A 21,486-nucleotide genomic window follows, 5' to 3' on the forward strand; every position below is an offset into this window, starting at 1 on the left:
GACGTGCCCGCTCACCGGTCACGAACCGAGCGCGAACCGCCGCTGACCGAGTTCGTGGATCGCCTGGTCAGGAGGCATTTCCCGGCCACGGGCGAACGCGCCGGAGTAGGCGTCGGGGCCGATGCGGGCCTGGACGCGGTGCACCACTCCGTCGACGTCGGCGTCCCCGGCGACGGGCGCGCCGCGCAGCCCGACCGCCACGCCGAGCAGGAACGCCGCCCGCTCGTCCTCGTCACGCGCGGCGAGGACCCCGGCCAGCCCCTCGATCGCCTGGGCCGCGCCGGGCAGATTCGCGTATTCCAGCGCGGTCGCGAGCGCTTCCTGGTGCAGTTCGGTCGCCGCGTCGAGGTCGCCGACGGCGGCCATCGTCCAGCCGAAGCCGGTGTGGAGCCGGATCCGTGTCTCGCCGCCGGTCACTGGGCCGGTCTCCAGGGCGAGTGCGGCGGTGTACCAGCGCCGGGCCGTCGCCAGGTCGCCCTCGCGACGGGCGATCTCGCCCAGCCCGCCTCGGGCCCGCGCGAGCGTCAGCGGGTTGCCGCGCGCTTGGCTGGCGGCTTCGTAGTCGGCTTTCGCGGCCTCGATGTCACCCGCGCGCAGGATGCCGTCGGCGCGGCGGCAGAGCAGATCGGCGGCGTCTTCGAAGGAACCGAGTTCCGCGGCCAGACGCACGGATTCGTCCATCAGTTCGCGGAACCGGACGTGATCGCCGCGCCAGTCCGCGAACTCGGCGAGCTTCTCCAGCGTGCTCGCCGCACCCCAGCGGTCACCCAGTTCGCGGAATCCGGCCAGTGACGCGGAGAAGTGCTTCTCGGCGTCGGCGATCCGGCCGTTGTACTGCGCGCCGAGGCCGTCGCTGATCCGCGCGAACGCCCGCGACCACCGATCGTCGCCGATGAGCGCGGCGAGCCGTTCCCCCTCCTTCGCCTTGGGGTGCGGGGAAAACGCCCACAGCAGGAACAGGTACGGGTAGCGCAGCGGGCCGTCGAGCCGCCGCAGGATCGGTTCGATCCCGACATCGGCGGCCGACGCGTGGACGAGACCGAGGACGTATTCCTCGGTCAGCCCCGGCGGCGGTCCGGGGCCGATGGCGGCGAGCGCGGCGTCCGCGAACTGTGTCGCTTCGCCGCGCAGCCCACGCAACCACCAGTACCAGGTCAGGGCCGCGATGAGCCGCAAGGCGAGGTCCGGGGCGGCGGTCACGCTCCAGCGCAGGGCGGCGTGCAGTTCGGCGTGCTCGGCGCTCAGGGCTTCCAGCGTCACGAGCTGGTCCGCGCCGCGCAGCTTCGGTTCGGACGTGAGGGCGAGATCGAGGAAGTACTGGGCGTGTTCGGCACGCCGGTCCTCGCCGTGCCCGGCGCAGAACGCGCGGATGGTCTCCAGCATCCGGTACCGGCCGCCGCCGAACTCGACGAAGGACTTCTCGACCAGTCCGGCCAGCACGCCTTCCGCGTCGGGCACGGCGCAGACGCGTTCGACGGCGTCGAGCCTCGCGCCACCGGCGAACACCGAGAACCGGCCGGCCAGCCGCTGTTCCCGCGGGTCGAGGAGGTCCCAGCTCCACTCGACGACACCGCGCAGCGTCCGGTGCCGCGGTTCGGCGGTCCGCTCGCCGCGGGACAGCAGCCCGAACCGGTCGCCGAGCCGGGCGGCGACATCGGCGGCGGACAGGGTCCGCAACCGCGCGGCGGCGAGCTCGATCGCCAGCGGAAGACCGTCGAGCTCGGCGCAGATCCGGGTCACGGCGGCCGGGTCCGGCGTTCGCCCGGGAGCGACCGCCGCGGCCCGCTCGGTGAACAACCGGGCGGCGGCGCCCGCGGGCAGGGGACCGACCGGTACCAGCGTTTCGCCGGTCAGGCCCAGCGCTTCGCGGCTCGTGACGAGCACCCGCAGGCCAGGGCACTCCGACAGCAGGCGCCGCACCAGCCGCGCGGCTTCTTCGACGACGTGTTCGCAGTTGTCGAGGACGAGCAGCGGCGACCGGTCGGCGAGCCCGGCGACCAGGCGGTCGGCGGGCTCCGAAACCGCCCCCGGCGTCAGGACGCCTTGTTCGCGCAGGCCCAGCGCGGCGAGGACGGCGGGCGCGACCTCGGTCGCCGCGGCGAGTTCGACGAAGCAGACTTCGCCGTCCTGCAAGGAAGTCGCTTCGACGGCGAGCCGCGTCTTGCCCGCTCCGCCGGGCCCCGTGAGCGTGACGAGCCGCGTCGTCCCGAGCGCGGCGACGAGCCGGCCGAGTTCGTCGCGGCCGACGAAGTCCGTGAGCGGCACGGGAATCCGGCGGGCCGGTGACCCTCGCAAGACGGCGGCGTGCGCGTCGGCGAGATCCGCGGACGGGTCGGCGCCCAGTTCGTCGGCGAGGCGGCCGCGGGCCTCGGCGAACACGGCGAGCGCCTCGGCGGACCGGCCGCTGCCGTGCAGGGCGCGGACGAGCTGGGCGGTGAGCCGTTCCCGCAGCGGATGTTCCCGCGCGAGCTCACGGAGTTCGGCGACGAGCTTTTCGTGCTGTGCCAAGGCAAGCCCGGCCTCGACGCGGTCCTCGATCGCGGCCAGCCGCAGTTCGGCGAGCCGGGCCGCGCGCGGTGGGTCGGCGAGCCCGTCGAGAGCAGGCCCGCGCCACAGCGCCAGGGCTTCGGTGAAGAGCGCGAGCTTCGTGTCCGCCTCGGCGGTCTCCCGCGCCTGGGCGGTGAGGCGTTCGAAACGGTGGAGGTCGACGTCCTGCGGATCCACGGCCAGGCGGTATCCGGCCGGGGTGAACTCGACGAGCCCGTCGGGTGCGCCGCCGTCCTTCAACCGCCGCCGGAGCCGGGAGACCTGGGACTGCAGGGCCTCGGCGGCGCCCTCGGGCGGATGGTCGCCGTGCAGGCCGTCGATCAGCCGGTCGGCGCCGACGATCCGCCCGGCGTCGAGCGCGAGGAGGGCGAGCAGACCCCGCAGCTGCGGCCCGCCGAGCGCGACGGGCGTCCCGTCGGGGCGGCGGGCTTCGACCGGCCCGAGGATGGCGAACTGCACGCCGTCGATTCTGGCCCACTCTGGTTCGTCGTGAGCGGCGACTCGGGCGCTTCGGGCGGCGTCGTGAGTGGCGACGACACGCGTGATCAGACGGACGACACGCGTGTCCAGGCGGACGACTCGTGAAGGGACCCGGCCGCGCTGATGTCGCGAAAGCCACTTTCGGGACATCAGACGTCCCGAAAGTGGCTTTCGCGACACGCCACCTTTGCCTTACCCCTCAATAACCGCCTTTATCACTCGCGACCCCTCTGAAATCTCTCATACAGGCATGAACTGGACACCTGGCCGGCGCGGAATGTCCCTTGTGGACACTTCCTGAAGGTCGCCATGACTGGGAAACCGTGCAGCTGGGTGTCAATCAGACATTTCGCCCTCTAAGGTTGTCGCTCTAGGGCGGCCGTGGCCGCTGACGTTGCGAAAGCCACTTTCCCAACCTCCAACGTTGCGAAAGTGGCTTTCGCAACACGCCGCCTTCGCCCTACCCGCCTTGTTAACGGCCGCGCCGACATCCGGCAACACACGGAAACCCGCCCGTCACAACCGGGCGGACGGGCGGAAACGAGGCGTTCGTACCTTCTGGCTCCCGTCCCCGGTGCCCTGGAGGAGACCTCGGTCATGACCATCGAAGAATCGGAGACCCGCGCCGCGCCCGCCGGCCTCGGCGCGACCAAGGAAACCCTCGAGGACTACACCCTCCGATTCGCGCCGAGGACGTACCGTCGCTGGACACCGGCGGTGGTCGGCGCTTCCGCGTTGGGCGGGATCGCCTACATGGCGGACTTCTCGATCGGCGCCGGTATCGGCCTGACCCACGGCACGGGCAACGCGCTGCTGGCGATCGCCCTGGCGGCGGTGATCATCTTCGTGACCGGGTTCCCGCTGGCCTACTACGCCGCCCGGTACAACATCGACCTCGACCTGATCACCCGCGGTTCCGGTTTCGGCTACTACGGTTCGGTGCTCACCAGCGTCATCTTCGCCAGCTTCACCTTCATCTTCTTCGCGCTCGAAGGCTCGATCATGGCGCAGGGCCTCAAGTACGCGATATCGCTGCCGTTGTGGCTCGGCTACCTCGTGTCCACCCTGGTCATCATCCCGCTGGTCGTCTACGGCATGAAGGTACTGGCGAAACTGCAGAGCTGGACGAATCCGCTGTGGCTGCTGCTGATGGTGGCCCCGCTGGTGTTCCTCGTCGTGAAGGATCCCGGCTCGGTCCAGCGGTGGCTGTCCTACGAAGGCGAGGGCGGCGCCGGGCTGAGCACGGCCGCGATCATGCTCGGTGCCGGAGTGTGCCTTTCGCTCATGGGGCAGATCGGGGAGCAGGTCGACTACCTGCGGTTCATGCCGCCGCGTACGGCGGAGAACCGGCGCGCCTGGTGGACCTCGATGGTGCTGGCCGGGCCGGGATGGGTGTTCTTCGGCGCGATCAAGCAGGCGATCGGTGTGTTCATGGCGGTCTACATCCTCGACGCGGTGGGCAAGGCGGCCGCCGTCGAGCCGATCGAGCAGTTCACCGGCGTGTTCACCGAAGTCCTGCCGTCTTGGCTGGTGGTACCGCTGGCACTGGTCCTGGTGGTGCTCAGCCAGGTCAAGATCAACGTCACCAACGCCTATTCCGGATCGCTGGCCTGGACGAACTCCTTCACCCGGATCACGAAACGCTATCCGGGCAGGCTGGTGTTCGTGCTGGTGAACCTGGCCATCGCGCTGATCCTGATGGAGGCGGACATGTTCAGCTTCCTCAACGGCATCTTGAGCTTCTACTCGAACTGCGCGATGGCGTGGGTGGTCACCGTCGCCACCGACATCGCGATCAACAAGTTCGTGCTCGGGCTCTCGCCGAAACAGCCGGAATTCCGGCGCGGCATGCTGTTCGCGGTCAACCCGGTCGGTGTCGTCGCGTTCCTGGGTTCCTCGCTCCTGTCCATCTCCGTCTACTTCGGACTCTTCGGGGCCGGCCTCCGGCCGTACTCGCCGTTGGTCGCGGTGGTGGTCGCGATCGTGCTGACCCCGTTGATGGCGGTGCTCACCCGAGGACGTTTCTACCTGCGCCGCACCGATGACGGCATTATCGAGCCACTACTGGACGAAGACGGCAATCCGAGCGGCACCCACTACGACTGCGAGGTCTGCGGAGAGGCCTATGAGCGCTCCGACATGACGGCGTCCGCGACCGGCGGGACGATCTGCTCGTTGTGCCTGAGCACGGACCGCGAAGGACGCCACATCCTTCCCGCCCGGCCGTGATCGAAGGCTCAGGCAAGACGTCCACCGGCCATGGTGAACGTGCCGTCGACGAACGGGGCGGCCGCGGTGTCGTGGCTGATCACGAGCAGCGCGATGCCGTGCCGGAGCGCCGTCGCGGTCACGAAATCCCAGAGCCGGGCGCGGTTGGCCGCGTCGAGGGCGGAGGTCGGCTCGTCGCAGACGAGGACCTTGGGACGGGCAAGGAGCGCGCGGGCCACGGCACAGCGCTGGAGCTGGCCGCCGGAGAGCAGACCGGGGCGGCGGTCGGCCGGGTCGACGCCGAGGGCATCCAGGATCTCCGTCGCTTCGAGCCGGGCTTCTTCGCGACCGAGACCGCGAAGAAGGCGTGCGGTGTCGGCCACTTGGTCGAGCACCCCGCGGAACTCGTCGAAGGACGCGCGGCTGTCCTGGTGGACGTATTGGACGGCTCGCAGTTGCGCGCGGTCGCGACGACGGGCGAGGCGGGGAAGCCGGACGCCGTCGACTTCGATCGTGCCCGCGGTCGGCGGGGTCAATCCGGCGAGTGCGCGGCCGAGTGTCGTCTTGCCCGCTCCCGAGACGCCGGTGAGCATGGTGCGGCTGCTCGCCGCCACCTCCAGATCGACGTCCTCGATGAGCGGCGTCCGCCCGGCACGCACCGTGAGTCCGCGAACGACGAGCACCGGCGACGTCGGCGACGGGGGCGCGGGCTCGTCGAGGCGCGCGTATTCGGGGACGCCCTCGCACGGCAGGAGACGGTGGTCGCGGAGTTCGGCGACGTCGCCGTCCAGGGCACGCGCCAGCGTGAGGTCGTGGGTCAGGACCAGCAACGCCGTACCGGAGCGGGAAAGCTCCGCGAGCCTGGCGGTGAGCACGGCCCTGTTCGCCTCGTCGAGACCACTGGTCGGCTCGTCGAGCACGAGCACGCGAGGCCGGGTCACGAGGGTGGTGGCCAGCGCCATGCGTTGCTGCTGCCCGCCGGACAGCTGATGCGGGAACCGGCGCCACAGCTCCGGCTCCAGTCCCGCCTCCGCCAGGGCGGTGCGGGCCGCCGCCAACCGTGCGGCGCGGCCACGGTGGTGAAGCCCGGCGAGTTCGGCCAGCACCGGTCCGCAGCGGCGGACCGGGTCCAGCACCGCCGACGGTTGCTGCGGCAGATGGCCGACGGCCCCGGCCGTCCGGACCGAACCGGACAGCGTGATCCCCGGGCGTGCCCGTCCGGTCGCGGCGAGGCCCAGGGTGGTCTTCCCCGCGCCGGACGCGCCGAGCACGACGAGGACGCGGCCCGGTTCGAGGGTCAGTGAGACGTCGTCGAGCAGAACGGTTTCCCCGGCGCGGGCGGACAGGCCGGTGATCTCCAGGACGGTCACGCGATCACCCGCCGGGCGGCGAGCAGCCGATCGGTGACGAGGTTCGTGCCGACGCACAGCGCCATCAGCAGTGCGGCGGGCACGAGGACCACCGCGGGTGCGGTGTAGAGGGCCTCGCTGTTGCGTTCGATGACCACGGCCCAGTCCGGGGAGTCGGCGGGCAGGCCCAAGCCGAGGAAGTTCGCCGACGCCAGCAGGTAGAGCACCACGCCGAGCCTGGTGCCGGCGTCGGTCGCGACCGGGCCGGTGACGTGCCGGGCGACGTAGCCGAGCTGGATGCGCCACCAAGGTTTTCCTTGCAGGGTCAGGGCTTCCACGGCAGTACGGCAGCCGGGCGCCAGTGCGGCCGCCCGCACCACGCGGGTGATCGCCGGTACCTGGAGGACGGCCACGGCCGGGATGAGCACACCGGGCCCGCGGTGCCCGGTCGCGGCGAGCACCATGAGCACCAGCAGCGACGGGAAGGCCAGCACGAGGTCGAGGGAGCGCATCACGGTTTCGTCGGCCCGCCGTCCGTGCCCCGCGGCGAAGAGACCGAGCGGCAGCGCGGCCAGATAGGCGAGCAGGAGCGCGGCGACCGTCATCCCGATCACGGGAAGCCCGCCCGCGAGGATCACCGTGAGCGCGTCGCGGCCGAGAACGTCGGTGCCCAGCGGATGCGCGGCGTCCGGCGCCTGCCAGGGCGCGCCGACCGACACCACGGGGCCCGCGAGCACCGGCCCGGCCACCGCGAGCAGGAGCGGTATCGCGAGCAGCGACCACCCGAGTGCCCGGCTCACCACGTGACCAGCTCCCGGCGCGGGGTCAGCCGGTGGGCGACCAGATCGGCGGCGAGGTTCCCGAGCACGACCACGCCGGCGAACACCAGCACGTAACCCTGCACCTGCGGGATGTCCCGGTTCTGCACGGCTTCGACGAAACCCGTGCCGAGCCCGGTGATCGCGAACAGGGATTCGACGATCACCGTGCCGGTCAGCAGTCCTTCGACGGCGCGGGCGAGCTGCTGCACGGCGGGAGCCGCGGCCGCGGGCAGGAGATGGCGCAGCACCACGGTGCGTTCGGGCAGCCCGAGCAGGCGCAGATGCTCGGCCACCGGACCCCGGGTCTGCTCGGCGATCCCGATCCGCAGCTGCCGGGCGACGTCGCACAGCTGCCGGGCGACCAGCACGATCACCGGCAGCACCAGCACTTCGGGCCGCGCGGCCGGATCCGTTCCGGCCGCGGTGGCCGGAAGGAGTCCGGTGTGCACGGCGAAACCCGCGACCAGCAGCAGCCCGAGGACGAACTCGGGGATCGAATGCAGGAACAGCGTGACCGCGGTGAGCACGCGGTCGATCCGCGATCCTTCGCGCAGCCCGCAGACCACCCCGACGACCAGCGCGAGCGGAACGAGCACGAGCAGCGTCACCCCGGCGAGCGCCGCGGTGGCGGCGAAACGGCGGACGATCTCGTCGGCCACCGGGGCGCCGGTCACGAGCGACCGGCCGAGATCGCCGGTGACCAGCCCCGAAAGCCAGTTCCCGAACCGGTCGAGCAGCGGCTGGTCGAGCCCGAGCTGATGGCGGACGGTCGCCACCTGCTCGTCGGTGGCCTGTTCGCCGAGCACGACCGAGGCCGCGTCGCCCGGCAGCAACGCGGTCACGGCGAACGTCGCGACCAGCACGAACATCGCCTGCACCATGGCGAAACCCAGCCGTCGTACGACGTGACCCCGCACGTCAGGACAGCCGGGCGCGGTCGAACCGAGCCCAATCGAAGGTGTTCGGCGGCGCGGTCACCACCCCGGAAACCCGTTTCGACACGGCGATCGTCCAGGTGCTGAACCCCCAGGCGAGCAGACCGCCGGTTTCGTGGACGATCCGTTGCGCGTCGCCGAACAGCGCCAGCCTGGCGCGTTCGTCCGCGGTGGCCGTGGCGCGATCCAGCAGCGCGTCGAACTCCGGCGAGCCGAAGCCGTTCACGTTGTTCGAGCCGCGCGTGCGGAAGCGCTGGTTGAGGAACGTCGGGACGGGCAGGGTGGCCGTGCGGGTGAGCGCGGCGACGCCCTTGGTCTTGACCTCGCTGAAATAGGTGCTCGACGCGCGGGTGTTCAGGGTGGCGGCGAGCCCGATCTCCTTGAGCTGCTGGGAAATCAGCGTGGCCGCGGTGGCGAAACCCGGGTCGACGTCGCTGGTCTCGACAGCGAAGGCCAGCCCTTCCGCGCCCGCCTCGCGGACGAGCGACCGGGCCAGGTCCACATCGCGGCGGCGTTGGGGGATGTCCGCGGCATACCCGCGAAGTCCCTTGCCGAACAGGTCGTTGCCGATCTCCCCGCGTCCGGCCAGCGCGACGCGGTTCAACGCCTCTCTGTCCACTCCGGACAGTACGGCGTGCACCAGCCTCGGGTCGGAGAACGGGGGTTGCGTCAGGCGCAGCATCATGCCCTGCATCGTCGTTCCCTTGGCTTCGAGCAGTGACACGCGTCCGTCGCCCGCCAGCCGCGCCGCGGTTCCGGCCGCGAGGTCGTGGGCGTAGTCGACCTGCCCGGACAGCAACGCGTTGACGCGCGCGGTTTCTTCGTTGACCGGCACGAATTCCAGCTCGTCGATACTCGGCGCGCCGTCCCAATGCGACTCGTTCTTGCGGAACACCGCCGCGTCGCCGGGGGTGAACGAGACGAAACGGAACGGCCCCGAGCCGACCGGCGCGGTGAAGTCCGTCGTCCCGGCGGGCACGATCTCCGCGCCGGGAGCGCCCCAGCCCGACGGGAATTCGAAGTCGGGCGCGGTCAGCGTCAGCTCGATTTCGGTGGGGGACACCGCTTTGCTGCGGGCGAAGTCCACCTTCGCGAAGTATTGCCGCGACGAGGAAGCCAGCGCGGGGTCGGCGATCCGCCGGAAGCTGTAGAGCACGTCGTCCGCGGTGACCGGACGACCGTCGTGGAAGGCCGCCTGCCGCAGCCGGATCCGCCAGCGCGTGCCGGCGACGTCGCTTTCCCAGGACTCGGCCAGCCGCGGTCGCAAGGAGGTGTCGGCGTTGTAGGCGACCAGCGTGTCGAAGAGCGCCTTGGCCCGCGCCTGGTCGACGAAGAGCGAAACCTGGGACGGGTCGAGGGTTTCCTTCGACCCGCCCGCGGCGAACGCCACTCGCAACCGGCCCGTGTCCGCCGGCGCGGTCCCGCAGGCGGCCAACGGCGTGAGCGCGGCCAGCGCGAGCAGTCTCCGACGGGTGAGCGGATGACGCGTCATAGGGACCTCCGGGACGTCGAGCACTGTCCCGGGCGCGCGACCGCACGTGAACGGGACCCCGCTCCGCACTCCACGACAGTTGGGGTTGGCGGTGTCCGGCGGGCAGTCCGGCTCACGGCTCGGCGGCCGATCACGGTTGCGGGTCAGCGCCGGATTCACACCGGCTTCCCCCGACGGGCACCTTCTTACGTTGTGGCGCACACGGTAACCCATGACCGGCGTGTGCTACACAGGATCAAGATCACGAAGGGGAGGCCGGTGGACGAGAAGCTCGCGGCGGACTGGGTCCGCCGGTGGGACGTGCAGCAGGAACGCTATGTCGCCGACCGTGAAGAACGTTTCACCGTGGTGATCGACGTCGTCGAACACGTCTGCCGCGACGTCGCCGAGCCGCTGGTGCTGGACCTAGGCTGCGGCCCCGGCTCGCTGACCACCAGGCTCGCCCGGCGGTTACCGCACGCACGGATCGTCGGCCTCGACGACGACCCGTTCCTGCTCGCCCTCGCCCGCGCGACCCGGCCGGAGCGGAGCGACATCGAGTACGTCCGGGCCGATCTCGCCGAGAGCGGCCGGCTGAAGTGGCGGCCGGTCGACGCGGCGGTCTCGACGACCGCGTTGCACTGGCTGCGCCCCGAGCGGCTCGCCGAGGTCTACCGTGACCTCGCCGTCGCGCTGAGGGCGGGCGGAGCGCTCGTGAACGGCGACCACCTCTACGACGAGCAACCGGCCATCCGCGAGCTCGCCGAAGTCGTCAAGGAGCGCCGCGCGGCCCGTGCCGGGGTCCACGCCAACGAGGACTGGAAGACCTGGTGGGCGGCGGTGGCCGCGGATCCCGCGCTGAGGGAGCGCTTCACGGCCGAAGAGTTGCGCGGCATCTCGACCGGCTACGGCAACCGGCTCAGCCCGCAGGAGCACACCAGGCTGCTCCGGGCGGCGGGCTTCGCGGAGGTGGCCCCGGTGTGGCAGTCCGGCGACGACTACGTCCTGGCGGCGCTGCGCTGAAGGGCTCCGGATGTTGTGAAAGTGGCTTTCGCAACCTTCAACGTTGCGAAAGTGGCTTTCGCAACACCTGCTCGGACTCTGCCACCCATGAGGACCGCAGGCCGGGGTGAAGGGGACTTTCCGCTCGTGCGATGAGGGGAAGGTCCCCTTCACCCTGTCGGTCGCCACCGAAACGCTCTTTGCCACTCACGACGCGTTCGGCGGCCTCGGTACCTGGGCGGCTTCGCGCACCGCAGGCGAGGTGGCTTTCGCGACACACCGCACTGACCGGCTCCGACTTGCGGGTCCGCTGACCTCGTGTCCAATGGACACGGCAAGCCACTGACCGGCGAGAGGACACGTGAACCCGGTGAACCTGACCCTCGTCGTCGTCCTCGGTGTCGTCAGCATCGTCCTGGTGGCCGCGTTCTCCGAACGGCTCAACGTGGCCGCTCCGCTGAGCCTCGTGGTGGCCGGTATCGGCCTGAGCTTCCTGCCCGGCGTCCCGCATCCCGAGGTCGAACCGGAGCTGATCCTCGCCGGAGTACTCCCGCCGCTGCTGTATTCGGCGGCGGTGAACATGCCGGTGGTCGATTTCCGGCGGAACATCCGGCCGATCACCGGTCTCGCGGTGCTGCTCGTGGTGGGGACGACCCTGGGCGCGGGCTGGCTGTTCCACGAGCTGATCCCGGACATCGGCTGGCCCGCCGCGTTCGCGCTCGGCGCGGTCATCAGCCCCACCGACGCCGTCGCCGCGACCTCCGTGGGACGGCGGCTCGGCCTCCCGCCCCGGCTGCTGACCGTGCTCGAAGGCGAAGGACTGGTCAACGACGCCTCCGCGCTCGTCCTGCTGCGGTCGGCCGTCGCCGCGGTCGCCGGGTCGGTGTCCGTCTGGGGCATCGTGGGAGAGTTCGTCTTCGCGGTCGTCGTGGCGGTCGGGATCGGATTGCTCGTCGGGATCGTCAACGTCCGGGTGCGCGCGTTGCTGGGCAACGCCGTGCTCAACACCGCGATCTCCTTCGTGGTCCCCTTCATCGCGTTCCTGCCCGCCGAAGAGGCCGGAGCCTCTGGCGTGCTCGCGGTCGTCGTCGCCGGCCTCGTGACCGGTCACCTCGCCCCGCGGCATCTGCGCGCGACGGATCGGCTCGCCGAGGCCGTCAACTGGCGCACCGCGGCCTTCCTGCTGGAAAGCGCGATGTTCCTGCTCATGGGACTCAGCGTCAAAACCCTCATCGACGAGGTGCACGACGACGGTTCGAGCGTGTGGCGCGCGCTCGGCATCGGGCTGGCCGCGTCGGCGCTCGTCATCGTCGCGCGCATCGTCTTCGTCGGGCCCTTGGTCGGCGGCCTGTACCGCGAGCAGCGGAAGGCCGCTCGGTTCAAGCCCCGGCTGGAAACGACGCAGGCGGTGCTGCGGGGCGACGAGTCGAATCCCGCCGTCACCGAACGGCTGGACAAGGCGTCACCGAGGCGGGTGGCGCATTTCCGGAAACGGCTCGACCGGGCCGCCGCCGACGTCGAGTTCCGGCTCACCGAGACCTTGGGCTGGCGCGGTGGGGTGGTGCTCGGCTGGGCGGGGATGCGCGGCGCGATCACCCTCGCGGCGGCGCAGACCCTTCCGCAGGACACGCCGGACCGCGCCCTGCTGGTCCTGATCGCCTACGTGGTGGCGACCACGACGCTGCTGGTCCAGGGAATGACGTTGCCCGCGGTCATCCGCGCGGCGCGCGTGCCGCCGGAGGACCCGGGCCGGTTGCGGCGCGAGTACGTCCGGCTCACGACCGAACTGGCCGACGCGGCGACGTCCCTTTTGGACGATCCCGGCCTGGAGGATCCCGGCAACGGGCCCTTCGGTGACCGGGTCGTGGACCGGGTGCGCTCGGACGTACGCGTCCCGCCCGCGTCACCGGGCGACCGCCCGGCCCCGGAACAGATCGAGCAGTACCTGCGGTTGCGCCTGCGGGTCCTGACCGAACAGTCCGAACGTCTCCAGCACGCCCGGTCGAGCGGCGCGTACAGCTCCGAGGCGCTGAGCCGGGCCCAGACCGCCCTCGACGTCGAGATGGCCAGGCTCGAACAGCTGGCGGACCGGCCGATCTCCTGACCGGATCACGCGTGCTCAAGGACGGATCTCGCGTGCTTGAACACCGAACTCGGAGATCCGTCTCCAATCACGCGAGTCCGGTTTCCGAGCACGCGAGTCACGCCTAGGGCGGCGGACGGGGTCGCGCGGACGAGGCGCTTCCGGTGGCCGTGCTGGCCGAAGGCGCGGACATCGTCCCGTCAGGCGCGGTTCTTCGGTTCGCGGTCTGACGATCAGGACGTCGCGACGGCGTCGCGTGCCTTGTCTCCTCCGGCGACCGAGCTCTCCCTGGCGCAGTGCGCGCAGCAGAAGAAGCGATCCTCGACCTGGATGCCGTGTCCGACCACGCGGCAGCCGCAGTGCTCGCAGATCGGCGCCAGTTGGTGGATCGCGCATTCGAAGGAGTCGAAGGTGTGCTTCGCTCCGTCGACGGTGTGGATCTCGAACGTCTTTTAGTAGTCGTTTCCGCAGACTTCGCAGTTCGTCATGGTGGAGGGCTACCCGGCGTATGGCGCCGGCAACCGTAGGGGAGCGGGCTGCGGCTGATCCGCAGGTCATTTGTGTATCTACGTCGAACCTTGATCGTGCCGGTCACGCCCCGGGCGGACGACCGAGTGGGGAAGATCCTGGACGTTGGACGGCCGGAATCTTCCCCGCTCGCCCAAAGACACACGTTCCCGCCGCGGAGTCCGGCTCACCGCCCAAACACTGACGACGACCAGCAGACATCCGGCCAGCTGCGTGATGGTCGGCCGCTCGTGCAGGGCGATGACACCGAACACGACGGCCAGAACCGGGTGCAGCAACAGAAGTGAGGCACTCACCTGAGGCGCCAGCTGGGAAAGCGCTCCCGCGATGAGGAGCCAGGCGAGCACCTGCCCGACCAATGCGAGCGCGATCAGCCACAGCCACGCGGCCAGGTCGAGGTCCAGGTCGATCCCCGTCCACACACTGCCGACCACGACCGCCGCGGCACACGCCGCCGTCGTGGAAGCGCACACCGGGAACACGACATGGCCTTGCCCGCCGCCCTGTCGCATGAAGAACAGATACCCCGCGTAGGCGATGCCCGCGATGGTGCCGAACACGATGCCGCCGACCGGGTCCGTCCCCGGCTCGGCCTGGCCGATCACGCCGGCCGCCATGGTCACGCCGATCAGCATGACCGGTATGAGCGCGAGGAACCGCCTGGACGGGGCCGATCCGTGGAACAACCAGGTGAGCAGCGGGAACACCACCACCTGAATGGTGAGCAGCACCGTGGAGATGGACGCGCCGACGTCCTCGATGCTGGCCACCCAGAACACGTAGTCGATGCCGAGCAGCATCCCCGCCGCCAGGTCGAACCGCATCAGCCGCCACGGCCGCGGCCCGATCCGCCGCCATTCCCGGATCGACAGCGGGACCAGCACCGTCAGCGCGATGGCGCAGCGCAGGAACGCGGTGGTCCCCGGACTCGCACCGGACAGTTTGGCGAACCCGGCCGACACCGAAGTGCACGCCGCGCCCCCGGTGATGCGCAGCGCGGCCGTGCGGTGCCGATCGGGTGCCCGAACACTCATGGCGATCACTATGCCGAGTCCGGTCGCATAGCAAAAGTGAATGTTCCTACGGTGAAATCGGTAGCATTGCTTCATGAATCTGGGTCGGCTGCAAGCGCTCGCGTCGGTCGCGAAGTACGGGTCCGTCGCCCGCGCCGCGGAAGTCCTGCACGTCACGCCGTCCGGGGTGTCGCAGCAGCTGAACAAACTGGAGAAGGAGACCGGACACCCGCTGCTCGAACCCGCGGGGCGCGGCATCCGGCTCACTCGCGCGGGCCAGGTGCTGGGCGAGCACGCGGTGCGAGTGCTCGCCCAGGTCGCCGCGGCCGAAGCCGATCTCGCCGCGCTGGATCGGGAGGTGGCCGGCCCCCTCCGGATCGGGGCCGTCGGCAGCGCGATCCGGGAGCTGCTGCCGGACGTGCTGGCCGAACTGGTCGCCGACCGGCCACGGCTCACGGTGTCCCTGCGCGACGGTGAGGTGGTGGATCTGCTTCCCCGGCTGCTCACCGACGAGCTCACCGTGCTGCTGATGGAGAGCTGGGAGGCCCGGCCGCCGCTCCTGCCCGCGGGGGTCGCCGTACGCACGCTCGTCCGGGAACCGGCCGAGGTCGCCCTCGCCGCGGATCATCCGCTCGCCGGCCGGTCCGTCGTCGACCTGGCCGACCTCGCCGGACAGACCTGGACCTGCTGCCCGGCGGGCACGGAAGCCCACGTGGCGCTCACGCAGACCATGCGCGGACTCGGCGCCGAGCCGGACATCCGGTTCGCCGTCGCCGAGTACCCCACACAGCTCGCGCTGGTCGCCGCGGGCCTCACCGTCGCGCTCGTTCCCAAGATGGCCCAGCGGCCGACCCCGGACGGCATCCGGTTCGTCCGCACTCGCCCGGTGCTGCACCGGGAAATCCGCGTCGCCTGGCGGACCGACGACCAGGGCCCGCCGATCCGCGCCCTGCTGGCCGCGCTGGTCTCGCGTCAAGAAGCGGTGAACGCGACAGCAAATGGGTACCCCTCCCAGTAGCGGAGGTGATTCGCGATGGACAGGCCAGGTCCGATCCAATGGGTGCAGTACGTCTACGGGCGCAGGCTGCCGGAGCGATATCGCGAGTGGGTGCTGTACGACGCGACCTCGCGCACGTGGCTGCTGCGGTTCGCGCTCCGGATCTGTTTCGAGGCGTTGCCGTGGCTCGCGATCGCGTTCGTGCTCCTGGTGACGCTCACGCCGATACCCGTTCCCGCGGTGCTGGGCGCGTTGATGCTGAGCCTGTTCCTGGGGCTGTTCTTCACGATGACCAGCGCCGACGAGCTGGCCGAGGTCCGCCTCGGCAAACACGGTTTCCCGCGTGGCACCGGAAAAGCGGTCAGATCCGCCCGAGGTGGCTCAGGCAGCTGGCCCTGATCGCTCGCCCGGTGTGACCAGGCCTGATTCGTAAGCGAGGACCACGAGTTGCGCGCGGTCGCGGGCGTGGAGTTTCGTCATGGCGCGATTGATGTGCGTCTTCGCGGTGAGCGGGCTGATCACCATGTGGTCGGCGATCTCGTCGTTGGACAGCCCCCGCGCGACCAGGACCACCGCTTCGCGTTCGCGGTTGGTCAGTTCCTTCAGCCCGGAACCGCTGCCGCCGCCGAGCGGGACGGTGACGTACCGGTCGATCAGCTTGCGCGTGATCGAAGGCGCGAGCAGGGCGTCACCGCGCGCGGCGACGCGGACGGCGTGCAGGAGGTCTTCGGGCTCGATGTCCTTGACGAGGAAACCCGCCGCGCCCGCGCGCAGCGCGTTGAAGACGTACTCGTCCAAGCCGTAGTTGGTCAGGATGACGACGTGCACGGTTGCCAAGGCCGGGTCGGCGGCGATGCGCAGGGTCGCCTCGATGCCGTCCATGCCGGGCATCTGGATGTCGACGAGCGCGATGTCGGGCAAGTGTTTTCTGGCGAGTGCCACGCCTTCGCCCCCGTCGGAGGCTTCGGCGACGACCTCGATGTCGTCCTCGACGTCGAGCAGCGCGCGGAATCCGCTGCGGAGAAGGGGCTGGTCGTCGACCAGCAGGACGCGAATCACGAGCGCTCCACGGGAAGTACGGCCCGGACGGAGAAACCGCCCGTGTCTTTTGGTCCGGCGTCGAGACGGCCGCCGAGCGCGGTGACGCGTTCACGCATCCCCAGCAGCCCGACACCGGGGATCGGTGCGGCGCCCGGAGTGGCCTTGCCGTCGTCCTCGACCTGGATCGTCAGCGCGTCGGGATGATGGTCGATGCGCACCGACGCGGTCTTCGCCGCGGCGTGCCGGGCGATGTTGGTCAAGGATTCCTGAACGATCCGGTATGCGGTGCGGTCCACGGCCGCGGGCAGATCGTGTCGCCGCCCTTCGACGGTGAGCGTCGCGTCCAGACCGGCCGCCTGGGCCCGTTCCACCAGGTCGGGGATCCGATCGAGTCCGTGCGGCGGATTCGTGTCGTCGTCGCGCAGGGCCTCCAGGGTCGCGCGCAACTCCCTGGTCGCCTCACGGCCGGCTTCACGGATCGCCAGCAACGATTCCGGCACCGCCTCGCCCCGTTTGGTGGCCAGGTGGACGGCGACCTCGGCCTGCACCTTGATGACGGAGATCTGGTGGGTGAGCGAATCGTGCAGTTCCCGCGCGATGTGCAGCCGTTCCTCGTCGGCCCGGCGCCGCGCGGTCTCCTCACGGCTGCGCTCGGCCTCGTCGGCCCGCCGTTCGGCCTGTCGCAGCGCTTCGCCCGCCGCGCCGGCGGCGATCAGCCAGGCCAGCTGGAGCGCGTCACGGCTCTGGGCGAAGGCCTCGCTGACGGAAGAGGCGTTGGCGGAGGCCAAAAGCACGAGCGGGAGCGCGACGATCATGAGCACCGACCCGGCGACGGCGACGATCCGGTGTCCGGCGCGGACTGTGGCGTAGACCGCGACCAGGTAGGCGACGGCGGGCACGGTGAAACCCATGGCCTGGTACCCCAGCGCGCACGCCGCGGTCACGGCCAGGACCGTGAGGGGCGCCCGACGATGTGCGGCGAGCGCCAGGCCGCCGGCGACCAGCACCACGTAACCGAGGGGGTTCATGGTGGTGTCCTGATCGGACAGTGCCGTGACCAGCAGGACCACCGTCACCCCGACGGCGATCGCCCAGTCCCAGACCCTGTTCATGCGAGAACCCTAACCAGCCGCCCCCGCGCGCGACTCCTCCGCACGGACGCTCCCCCGACTACCACACACGCGGTAGTCCCGGGATTTCCACGACCACGGCGGCAGTCCGGAATGCCTGCGTTCACCGGACGACGCGGGGCGGGTCCGGCGGACACGATCTGCGGACATCAGTCACCGAGCGAAGGAGCACCCCATGACCGTCCACTTGCTGTCCGCCGCCTACCTGACTCCCGGGCGCCTGTGGTCCTTGATCGCCGTGCTGGTGGGGGTGATCGGGGTGGTCGTCGGCGGATTGGCCGTCGCTCGAAGCCGGTCCGGTGACACGCGGCGAGGAGCCGTCGTGGCACTGGCGGCGGGGCTGCTCGGCATGGCGGGCGGCGTTTACGTGGTGACCGCGGCGAAGGGCGGTCCTGGCACGGGCTACGGAATCGTCGGTGGGTTTCTCGCCTTGATGGTCGGGCTGATCGCCGCGGCTCTGGGCGGGCTGGCTCTTTCGCGTTCCCGTCGTGCCGGGAAGGTGTCCGGCGAAGTCGCGTGACGTCCGCGATCGTGTTGCGAAAGCCACTTTGGCAACCTTCAACGTTGCGAAAGTGGCTTTCGCAACCCGGTGCGGCGCTGGCCCGTCGTGCTTCCTACCGCGCCGGGTAACGAGCACGAAGTTCGTCCGCGGCCTTTCCTTCGGTCAACTGGAGCAGGTAGGCGTCCACCGGGGCATGGGAGCCGAGTTCGGTGAAGTTCCGGTGGACGATCGCTGCGACCTCTTGGCGGCCGGCGGGGAAGCGCTCGGTCAGCGTATCGACCAATTTCTCGAGGTTTTCGTCGCTGGGCGGCAGGTGCGGCGGGTCTGCGGTCATGACAACTCCACGTTCTCGGGAGACGGCACCTCGCGACGATAACGGTCTCCGGGCTCCGAGGTCTAGATATATCAACCTGCATTGATGTATCTTCGGCCAGTGGCGACCTTCGAGACGGCAGATCCGCCGCCGTTCGTACGGCTGGCGAGCGATCCGCTGCGCTGGCGGCTGCTGCGCGAGTTGTCGCACGGCGACCGCCGGGTGCGGGAGCTGGTCGACCTGGTCGGGCAGCCGCAGAACCTGGTGTCCTATCACCTGCGCAAGCTGCGGGCCGCGGAGCTGGTCACGGCGCGGAGGAGCAGTTTCGACGGTCGCGACACCTACTACCACCTCGATCTGGGGCGGTGCGCGGACGCGCTCGCCGAGGCGGGAAGCTCGCTGCATCCCGCCCTGTCGCCGATCGGGGTGGACGTGAAGCGGGCCGAGTCCCGGATCAAGGTGCTGTTCGTGTGCACCGGGAACAGCGGGCGCTCGCCGATGGCCGAGGCGCTGCTGCGGCACCGCGCCGGTTCGAGGGTCGAGGTGTCCAGCGCGGGCAGCCATCCGAAACCGTTGCATCCCGACGCCGTGCGCGTTCTCGCCGAGCGCGGCATCACGCTGACCCACGAACCGTCCCATGTGGACGATCTCCGGCGCAGGCGATTCCATTGGGTGATCAGTCTTTGCGACCGGGTCCGCGAGGTCTGCCCGGAGTTCCCCGGGCATCCGCGCGTCGTCCACTGGAGCCTGCCGGATCCGGCCAAGGAACCCGAGAGCCATCCGGCGTTCCGTCGGCTCGCCGACGAACTGGACCGCCGGATCGGGTTCCTGACCGCCCGGTTCGGCGTGAAATATCGCGATGATGAGGTGAACAGGACATGACTTCGGATTTGGTGAGTGTGCGCTACCTGGTCGACGACGTCGCTGCCGCCGTCGAGTTCTACACGAGGCACCTGGGTTTCGCCGTGCGTTCGAGCGTGTTGCCCGCGTTCGCCGACGTGGTGCGCGGGAATCTCCGGCTGCTGCTCAGCGGTCCGGCGAGTTCGGCGGGGCGGGCGATGCCGGACGGTACGAAACCGGCGCCGGGCGGGTGGAACCGCATCCATCTCATCGTCGACGACATCGACGCCGAAGTCGCGAGGTTGCGCGCGGACGGCGTCCTGTTCCGCAGTGACGTCGTGACCGGGCCGGGTGGCCGCCAGATCGTGTTCGACGACCCGGCGGGCAATCCGGTCGAACTGTTCCAGCCCGCGGCCCGTTGACGCCGCACCACGAGCCGAGCCTGGGCACCGTCCTGCGGGAATGGGGCCGGATCGGCTGCATCGGGTTCGGCGGGCCGCCCACCCATATCGCCCTGCTCCGCAAATTGTGCGTGCAGCGCCGGGAGTGGTTGTCGGATCAGGAATTCGAGGACGCGATCGCCGCCTGCAACCTGCTGCCCGGCCCGGCGTCGACACAGCTCGCGATCTTCACCGCGTGGCGGGTCCGCGGCCGGGCGGGGGCGCTGGTCGGCGGCGCGGCGTTCATCGTGCCAGGCCTCATCGTGATCCTGGCGCTGGCCGCGCTGTTCCTCACCGGGTCCCCGCCCGCCTGGGTACGCGGGGCCGGTGCGGGTGCGGGCGCGGCGGTCGCCGCCGTCGCGGTGCACGCGGGGGTCGGCCTGATCCCGGCGGGCTGGCGGCGCGCGGCCTCCACCGGCCGCGTGCGCTGGGCCCTGTACGTCCTGGCGGGTGTCGTGTCGGCCGCCTTGCTCGGTCCGTGGCTGGTGCTCGTCCTGCTGGGCTGCGGCGCGGTCGAACTGACCGTGAACCGCGCGCGCCGCGGTGAGTCCAGTACCGCGTTGTTCGCCGTTCCCGCCCAATCCTGGGCCGCCGCGGTCGCGGGTGCCGGCGTGTTCGCGTCCGTCGCGTGGGTGGCGCTCAAGGTCGGGATGCTGTCCTACGGCGGCGGCTTCGTGATCATCCCGCTCATGCAGGACGACGCGGTGAACACCTACCACTGGATGAGCGCGGGGGAGTTCCTGAACGCGGTCGCGCTCGGCCAGGTCACCCCCGGTCCGGTGGTGCAGACCGTCGCCGTCGTCGGTTACGCCGCGGCCGGGCTCACCGGCGGAATCCTGGCGTCGCTGGTCGCCTTCGCCCCGTCGTTCGTGTTCATCCTGTTCGGTGCCAAGCATTTCAACCGGCTGCGCGGCAACCCGAACGTCCGGGCGTTCCTCGACGGCGCCGGCCCGGCCGCGGTCGGCGCCATCCTCGGCTCGGCGATCCCGCTCGCGCTCAGCCTGACCCAGGGATGGCAGTACGCCGTACTCGCCGGTGCCGGGGTCCTGCTGTTCGTGCTGCGGCGCGGAGTGGTGACCACGATCCTGGCCGCGGCGGCCGCCGGAACCGTGCTCGCGCTCGCCGGAGTGCTCCTGCCGAGCTGAGGTTCAGCCCAGTCCCCGGGTGGTGACGACGCGCGCGTTGCCGTCGGACAGGTGGTAGGACAGCCCGACCACGGCGGTCTTCCCGGCGTCGATCTGCTCGGAGAGCAGCCGGGAACGGTCGACCAGGAGGTCGACGGTGTGGCGGATGTGCTCGTCGATGATGTCGTCGTTGCTGGTGAGCCCGGCGGCGCGGGCGGCGAGGACGCTCGGGGTGACGCGCTCGATGACGTCGCGGACGAAGCCGTTGGTGCCGAGCCCGTCCTTCAGCGCTTCGCGGGTCGCGGCGACGGCGCCGCAGGAGTCGTGGCCGAGGACGACGACCAGCGGGCAATCGAGGATGCTGATGCCGTACTCGATGCTGCCCAGCACCTCCGAACCGGCGACGTGGCCCGCGGTGCGGACGACGAACAGGTCGCCGAGCCCGCGGTCGAAGATGATCTCGGCGGCCAGCCGCGAGTCGGAACAGCCGAAGAGGACCGCGAAGGGGCTCTGTTCGGGGGCGGTCGCCGTGCGGCGGACGGCGTCCTGGTTCGGGTGTTCCGGGGTACCGGCCACGAAGCGCCGGTTGCCGGCGAGCAAAAGGTCGAAAGCCTCGGAAGGGGTCGGCACGTCGCTCATGGGCCGGACATTACCGGGCGCAG

At 70.6% G+C, this 21,486-nt stretch carries 20 protein-coding genes and 1 riboswitch; of the genes, 9 read left to right on the forward strand and 11 right to left on the reverse strand.

Annotated features, from left to right (window positions below; translation table 11 throughout):
• Positions 1–18: 18 nt before the first annotated feature.
• Positions 19–3,006: an ATP-binding protein gene (locus ACSMFO_RS33205; RefSeq protein ID WP_436461732.1), complete on the reverse strand. Its 2,988-nt coding sequence runs from the start codon at positions 3,004–3,006 to the stop codon at positions 19–21.
• Positions 3,007–3,624: 618 nt separating this feature from the next.
• Here ACSMFO_RS33205 and ACSMFO_RS33210 point away from each other — a divergent pair.
• Positions 3,625–5,256 (forward strand): purine-cytosine permease family protein, encoded by a 1,632-nt coding sequence (locus tag ACSMFO_RS33210; RefSeq protein ID WP_436461733.1) that lies wholly within the window; start codon positions 3,625–3,627, stop codon positions 5,254–5,256.
• An 8-nt stretch (positions 5,257–5,264) separates the two neighbouring features.
• Here the strand turns inward: ACSMFO_RS33210 and ACSMFO_RS33215 are convergent, their stop codons facing one another.
• From ACSMFO_RS33215 to ACSMFO_RS33230, 4 genes are read right to left on the reverse strand one after another with little or no spacing between them, the layout of a single operon-like run.
• Positions 5,265–6,605, reverse strand: a complete 1,341-nt coding sequence (locus tag ACSMFO_RS33215) for an ABC transporter ATP-binding protein (RefSeq protein ID WP_436461734.1) — start codon at positions 6,603–6,605, stop codon at positions 5,265–5,267.
• On the reverse strand, positions 6,602–7,387 hold the full coding sequence (locus tag ACSMFO_RS33220; RefSeq protein WP_436461735.1) for an ABC transporter permease: 786 nt from the start codon (positions 7,385–7,387) through the stop codon (positions 6,602–6,604). The genes ACSMFO_RS33215 and ACSMFO_RS33220 overlap by 4 nt, the downstream gene beginning before the upstream one ends.
• Entirely contained in the window at positions 7,381–8,322 is a 942-nt protein-coding gene (locus tag ACSMFO_RS33225) for an ABC transporter permease (RefSeq protein ID WP_436461736.1), read from the reverse strand. Before ACSMFO_RS33225 ends, ACSMFO_RS33220 begins: the two co-directional genes overlap by 7 nt.
• A gap of 1 nt (position 8,323) precedes the next feature.
• The gene (locus ACSMFO_RS33230; RefSeq protein WP_436461737.1) at positions 8,324–9,832 is read right to left on the reverse strand and encodes an ABC transporter substrate-binding protein; all 1,509 of its coding nucleotides are present in this window, start codon (positions 9,830–9,832) and stop codon (positions 8,324–8,326) included.
• Positions 9,833–9,912: 80 nt separating this feature from the next.
• Positions 9,913–10,067, reverse strand: a riboswitch (cobalamin riboswitch).
• A gap of 23 nt (positions 10,068–10,090) precedes the next feature.
• On the opposite strand from ACSMFO_RS33230, the gene ACSMFO_RS33235 reads away from it, so the two are divergent.
• Together ACSMFO_RS33235 and ACSMFO_RS33240 are read left to right on the forward strand one after the other, a co-directional pair.
• A complete protein-coding gene (locus tag ACSMFO_RS33235) occupies positions 10,091–10,834 on the forward strand; it encodes a class I SAM-dependent methyltransferase (RefSeq protein WP_436461738.1) in 744 nt (247 codons plus the stop codon).
• A 349-nt stretch (positions 10,835–11,183) separates the two neighbouring features.
• Entirely contained in the window at positions 11,184–12,917 is a 1,734-nt protein-coding gene (locus ACSMFO_RS33240; RefSeq protein WP_436461739.1) for a cation:proton antiporter, read from the forward strand.
• 212 nt (positions 12,918–13,129) lie between these two features.
• On the opposite strand, the gene ACSMFO_RS33245 is transcribed toward ACSMFO_RS33240, so the two are convergent.
• Both ACSMFO_RS33245 and ACSMFO_RS33250 read right to left on the reverse strand, forming a co-directional pair.
• On the reverse strand, positions 13,130–13,336 hold the full coding sequence (locus tag ACSMFO_RS33245; protein ID WP_436461799.1) for a Prokaryotic metallothionein: 207 nt from the start codon (positions 13,334–13,336) through the stop codon (positions 13,130–13,132).
• 126 nt (positions 13,337–13,462) lie between these two features.
• Positions 13,463–14,458 (reverse strand): DMT family transporter, encoded by a 996-nt coding sequence (locus ACSMFO_RS33250; RefSeq protein WP_436461740.1) that lies wholly within the window; start codon positions 14,456–14,458, stop codon positions 13,463–13,465.
• 73 nt (positions 14,459–14,531) lie between these two features.
• Here ACSMFO_RS33250 and ACSMFO_RS33255 point away from each other — a divergent pair, with 73 nt between their 5' ends.
• Positions 14,532–15,455, forward strand: a complete 924-nt coding sequence (locus tag ACSMFO_RS33255) for a LysR substrate-binding domain-containing protein (protein ID WP_436461741.1) — start codon at positions 14,532–14,534, stop codon at positions 15,453–15,455.
• 15 nt (positions 15,456–15,470) lie between these two features.
• The gene (locus ACSMFO_RS33260) at positions 15,471–15,833 is read left to right on the forward strand and encodes a DUF5313 family protein (RefSeq protein ID WP_436461742.1); all 363 of its coding nucleotides are present in this window, start codon (positions 15,471–15,473) and stop codon (positions 15,831–15,833) included.
• Here ACSMFO_RS33260 and ACSMFO_RS33265 read toward each other — a convergent pair.
• Both ACSMFO_RS33265 and ACSMFO_RS33270 read right to left on the reverse strand, forming a co-directional pair.
• Positions 15,816–16,493: a response regulator gene (locus tag ACSMFO_RS33265; RefSeq protein WP_436461743.1), complete on the reverse strand. Its 678-nt coding sequence runs from the start codon at positions 16,491–16,493 to the stop codon at positions 15,816–15,818. The two genes, ACSMFO_RS33260 and ACSMFO_RS33265, sit on opposite strands and share 18 nt — an antisense overlap.
• Positions 16,490–17,587 (reverse strand): sensor histidine kinase, encoded by a 1,098-nt coding sequence (locus ACSMFO_RS33270; RefSeq protein WP_436461744.1) that lies wholly within the window; start codon positions 17,585–17,587, stop codon positions 16,490–16,492. Before ACSMFO_RS33270 ends, ACSMFO_RS33265 begins: the two co-directional genes overlap by 4 nt.
• A 193-nt stretch (positions 17,588–17,780) precedes the next feature.
• Between ACSMFO_RS33270 and ACSMFO_RS33275 the strand changes: the two genes are divergently transcribed.
• A complete protein-coding gene (locus ACSMFO_RS33275; protein WP_436461745.1) occupies positions 17,781–18,125 on the forward strand; it encodes a DUF6223 family protein in 345 nt (114 codons plus the stop codon).
• Positions 18,126–18,219: 94 nt separating this feature from the next.
• Here the strand turns inward: ACSMFO_RS33275 and ACSMFO_RS33280 are convergent, their stop codons facing one another.
• Complete coding sequence (locus ACSMFO_RS33280) at positions 18,220–18,441, reverse strand: three-helix bundle dimerization domain-containing protein (protein WP_038510875.1); 222 nt, start codon at positions 18,439–18,441, stop codon at positions 18,220–18,222.
• Positions 18,442–18,540: 99 nt separating this feature from the next.
• Between ACSMFO_RS33280 and ACSMFO_RS33285 the strand changes: the two genes are divergently transcribed.
• The 3 genes from ACSMFO_RS33285 to chrA are packed head-to-tail and all read left to right on the forward strand — an operon-like array spanning position 18,541 to position 20,845.
• Positions 18,541–19,302, forward strand: a complete 762-nt coding sequence (locus tag ACSMFO_RS33285; protein ID WP_436461746.1) for an ArsR family transcriptional regulator — start codon at positions 18,541–18,543, stop codon at positions 19,300–19,302.
• A complete protein-coding gene (locus tag ACSMFO_RS33290) occupies positions 19,299–19,682 on the forward strand; it encodes a VOC family protein (protein ID WP_436461747.1) in 384 nt (127 codons plus the stop codon). Before ACSMFO_RS33285 ends, ACSMFO_RS33290 begins: the two co-directional genes overlap by 4 nt.
• Positions 19,679–20,845, forward strand: coding sequence for a chromate efflux transporter (gene chrA, locus ACSMFO_RS33295; RefSeq protein WP_436461748.1), 1,167 nt, complete (start codon positions 19,679–19,681; stop codon positions 20,843–20,845). Before ACSMFO_RS33290 ends, chrA begins: the two co-directional genes overlap by 4 nt.
• 3 nt (positions 20,846–20,848) lie before the next feature.
• Here the strand turns inward: chrA and ACSMFO_RS33300 are convergent, their stop codons facing one another.
• The gene (locus ACSMFO_RS33300; RefSeq protein ID WP_360133033.1) at positions 20,849–21,463 is read right to left on the reverse strand and encodes a carbonic anhydrase; all 615 of its coding nucleotides are present in this window, start codon (positions 21,461–21,463) and stop codon (positions 20,849–20,851) included.
• Between the last annotated feature and the right edge of the window lie 23 nt (positions 21,464–21,486).

The sequence above is a fragment of the Amycolatopsis sp. w19 genome (genome assembly GCF_051373225.1).
Taxonomy (GTDB): Bacteria; Actinomycetota; Actinomycetes; order Mycobacteriales; family Pseudonocardiaceae; genus Amycolatopsis; species Amycolatopsis japonica.

Excerpts from the sequence above, each read along its gene's own strand:
- ACSMFO_RS33210 (WP_436461733.1), top strand. The coding sequence starts at position 3,625 with ATGACCATCGAAGAATCGGAGACCCGCGCCGCGCCCGCCGGCCTCGGC.
- ACSMFO_RS33230 (WP_436461737.1), bottom strand. The coding sequence starts at position 9,832 with ATGACGCGTCATCCGCTCACCCGTCGGAGACTGCTCGCGCTGGCCGCG.
- ACSMFO_RS33250 (WP_436461740.1), bottom strand. The coding sequence starts at position 14,458 with ATGAGTGTTCGGGCACCCGATCGGCACCGCACGGCCGCGCTGCGCATC.
- ACSMFO_RS33255 (WP_436461741.1), top strand. The coding sequence starts at position 14,532 with ATGAATCTGGGTCGGCTGCAAGCGCTCGCGTCGGTCGCGAAGTACGGG.
- ACSMFO_RS33260 (WP_436461742.1), top strand. The coding sequence starts at position 15,471 with ATGGACAGGCCAGGTCCGATCCAATGGGTGCAGTACGTCTACGGGCGC.
- ACSMFO_RS33270 (WP_436461744.1), bottom strand. The coding sequence starts at position 17,587 with ATGAACAGGGTCTGGGACTGGGCGATCGCCGTCGGGGTGACGGTGGTC.
- ACSMFO_RS33275 (WP_436461745.1), top strand. The coding sequence starts at position 17,781 with ATGACCGTCCACTTGCTGTCCGCCGCCTACCTGACTCCCGGGCGCCTG.
- ACSMFO_RS33280 (WP_038510875.1), bottom strand. The coding sequence starts at position 18,441 with ATGACCGCAGACCCGCCGCACCTGCCGCCCAGCGACGAAAACCTCGAG.
- ACSMFO_RS33290 (WP_436461747.1), top strand. The coding sequence starts at position 19,299 with ATGACTTCGGATTTGGTGAGTGTGCGCTACCTGGTCGACGACGTCGCT.
- ACSMFO_RS33300 (WP_360133033.1), bottom strand. The coding sequence starts at position 21,463 with ATGAGCGACGTGCCGACCCCTTCCGAGGCTTTCGACCTTTTGCTCGCC.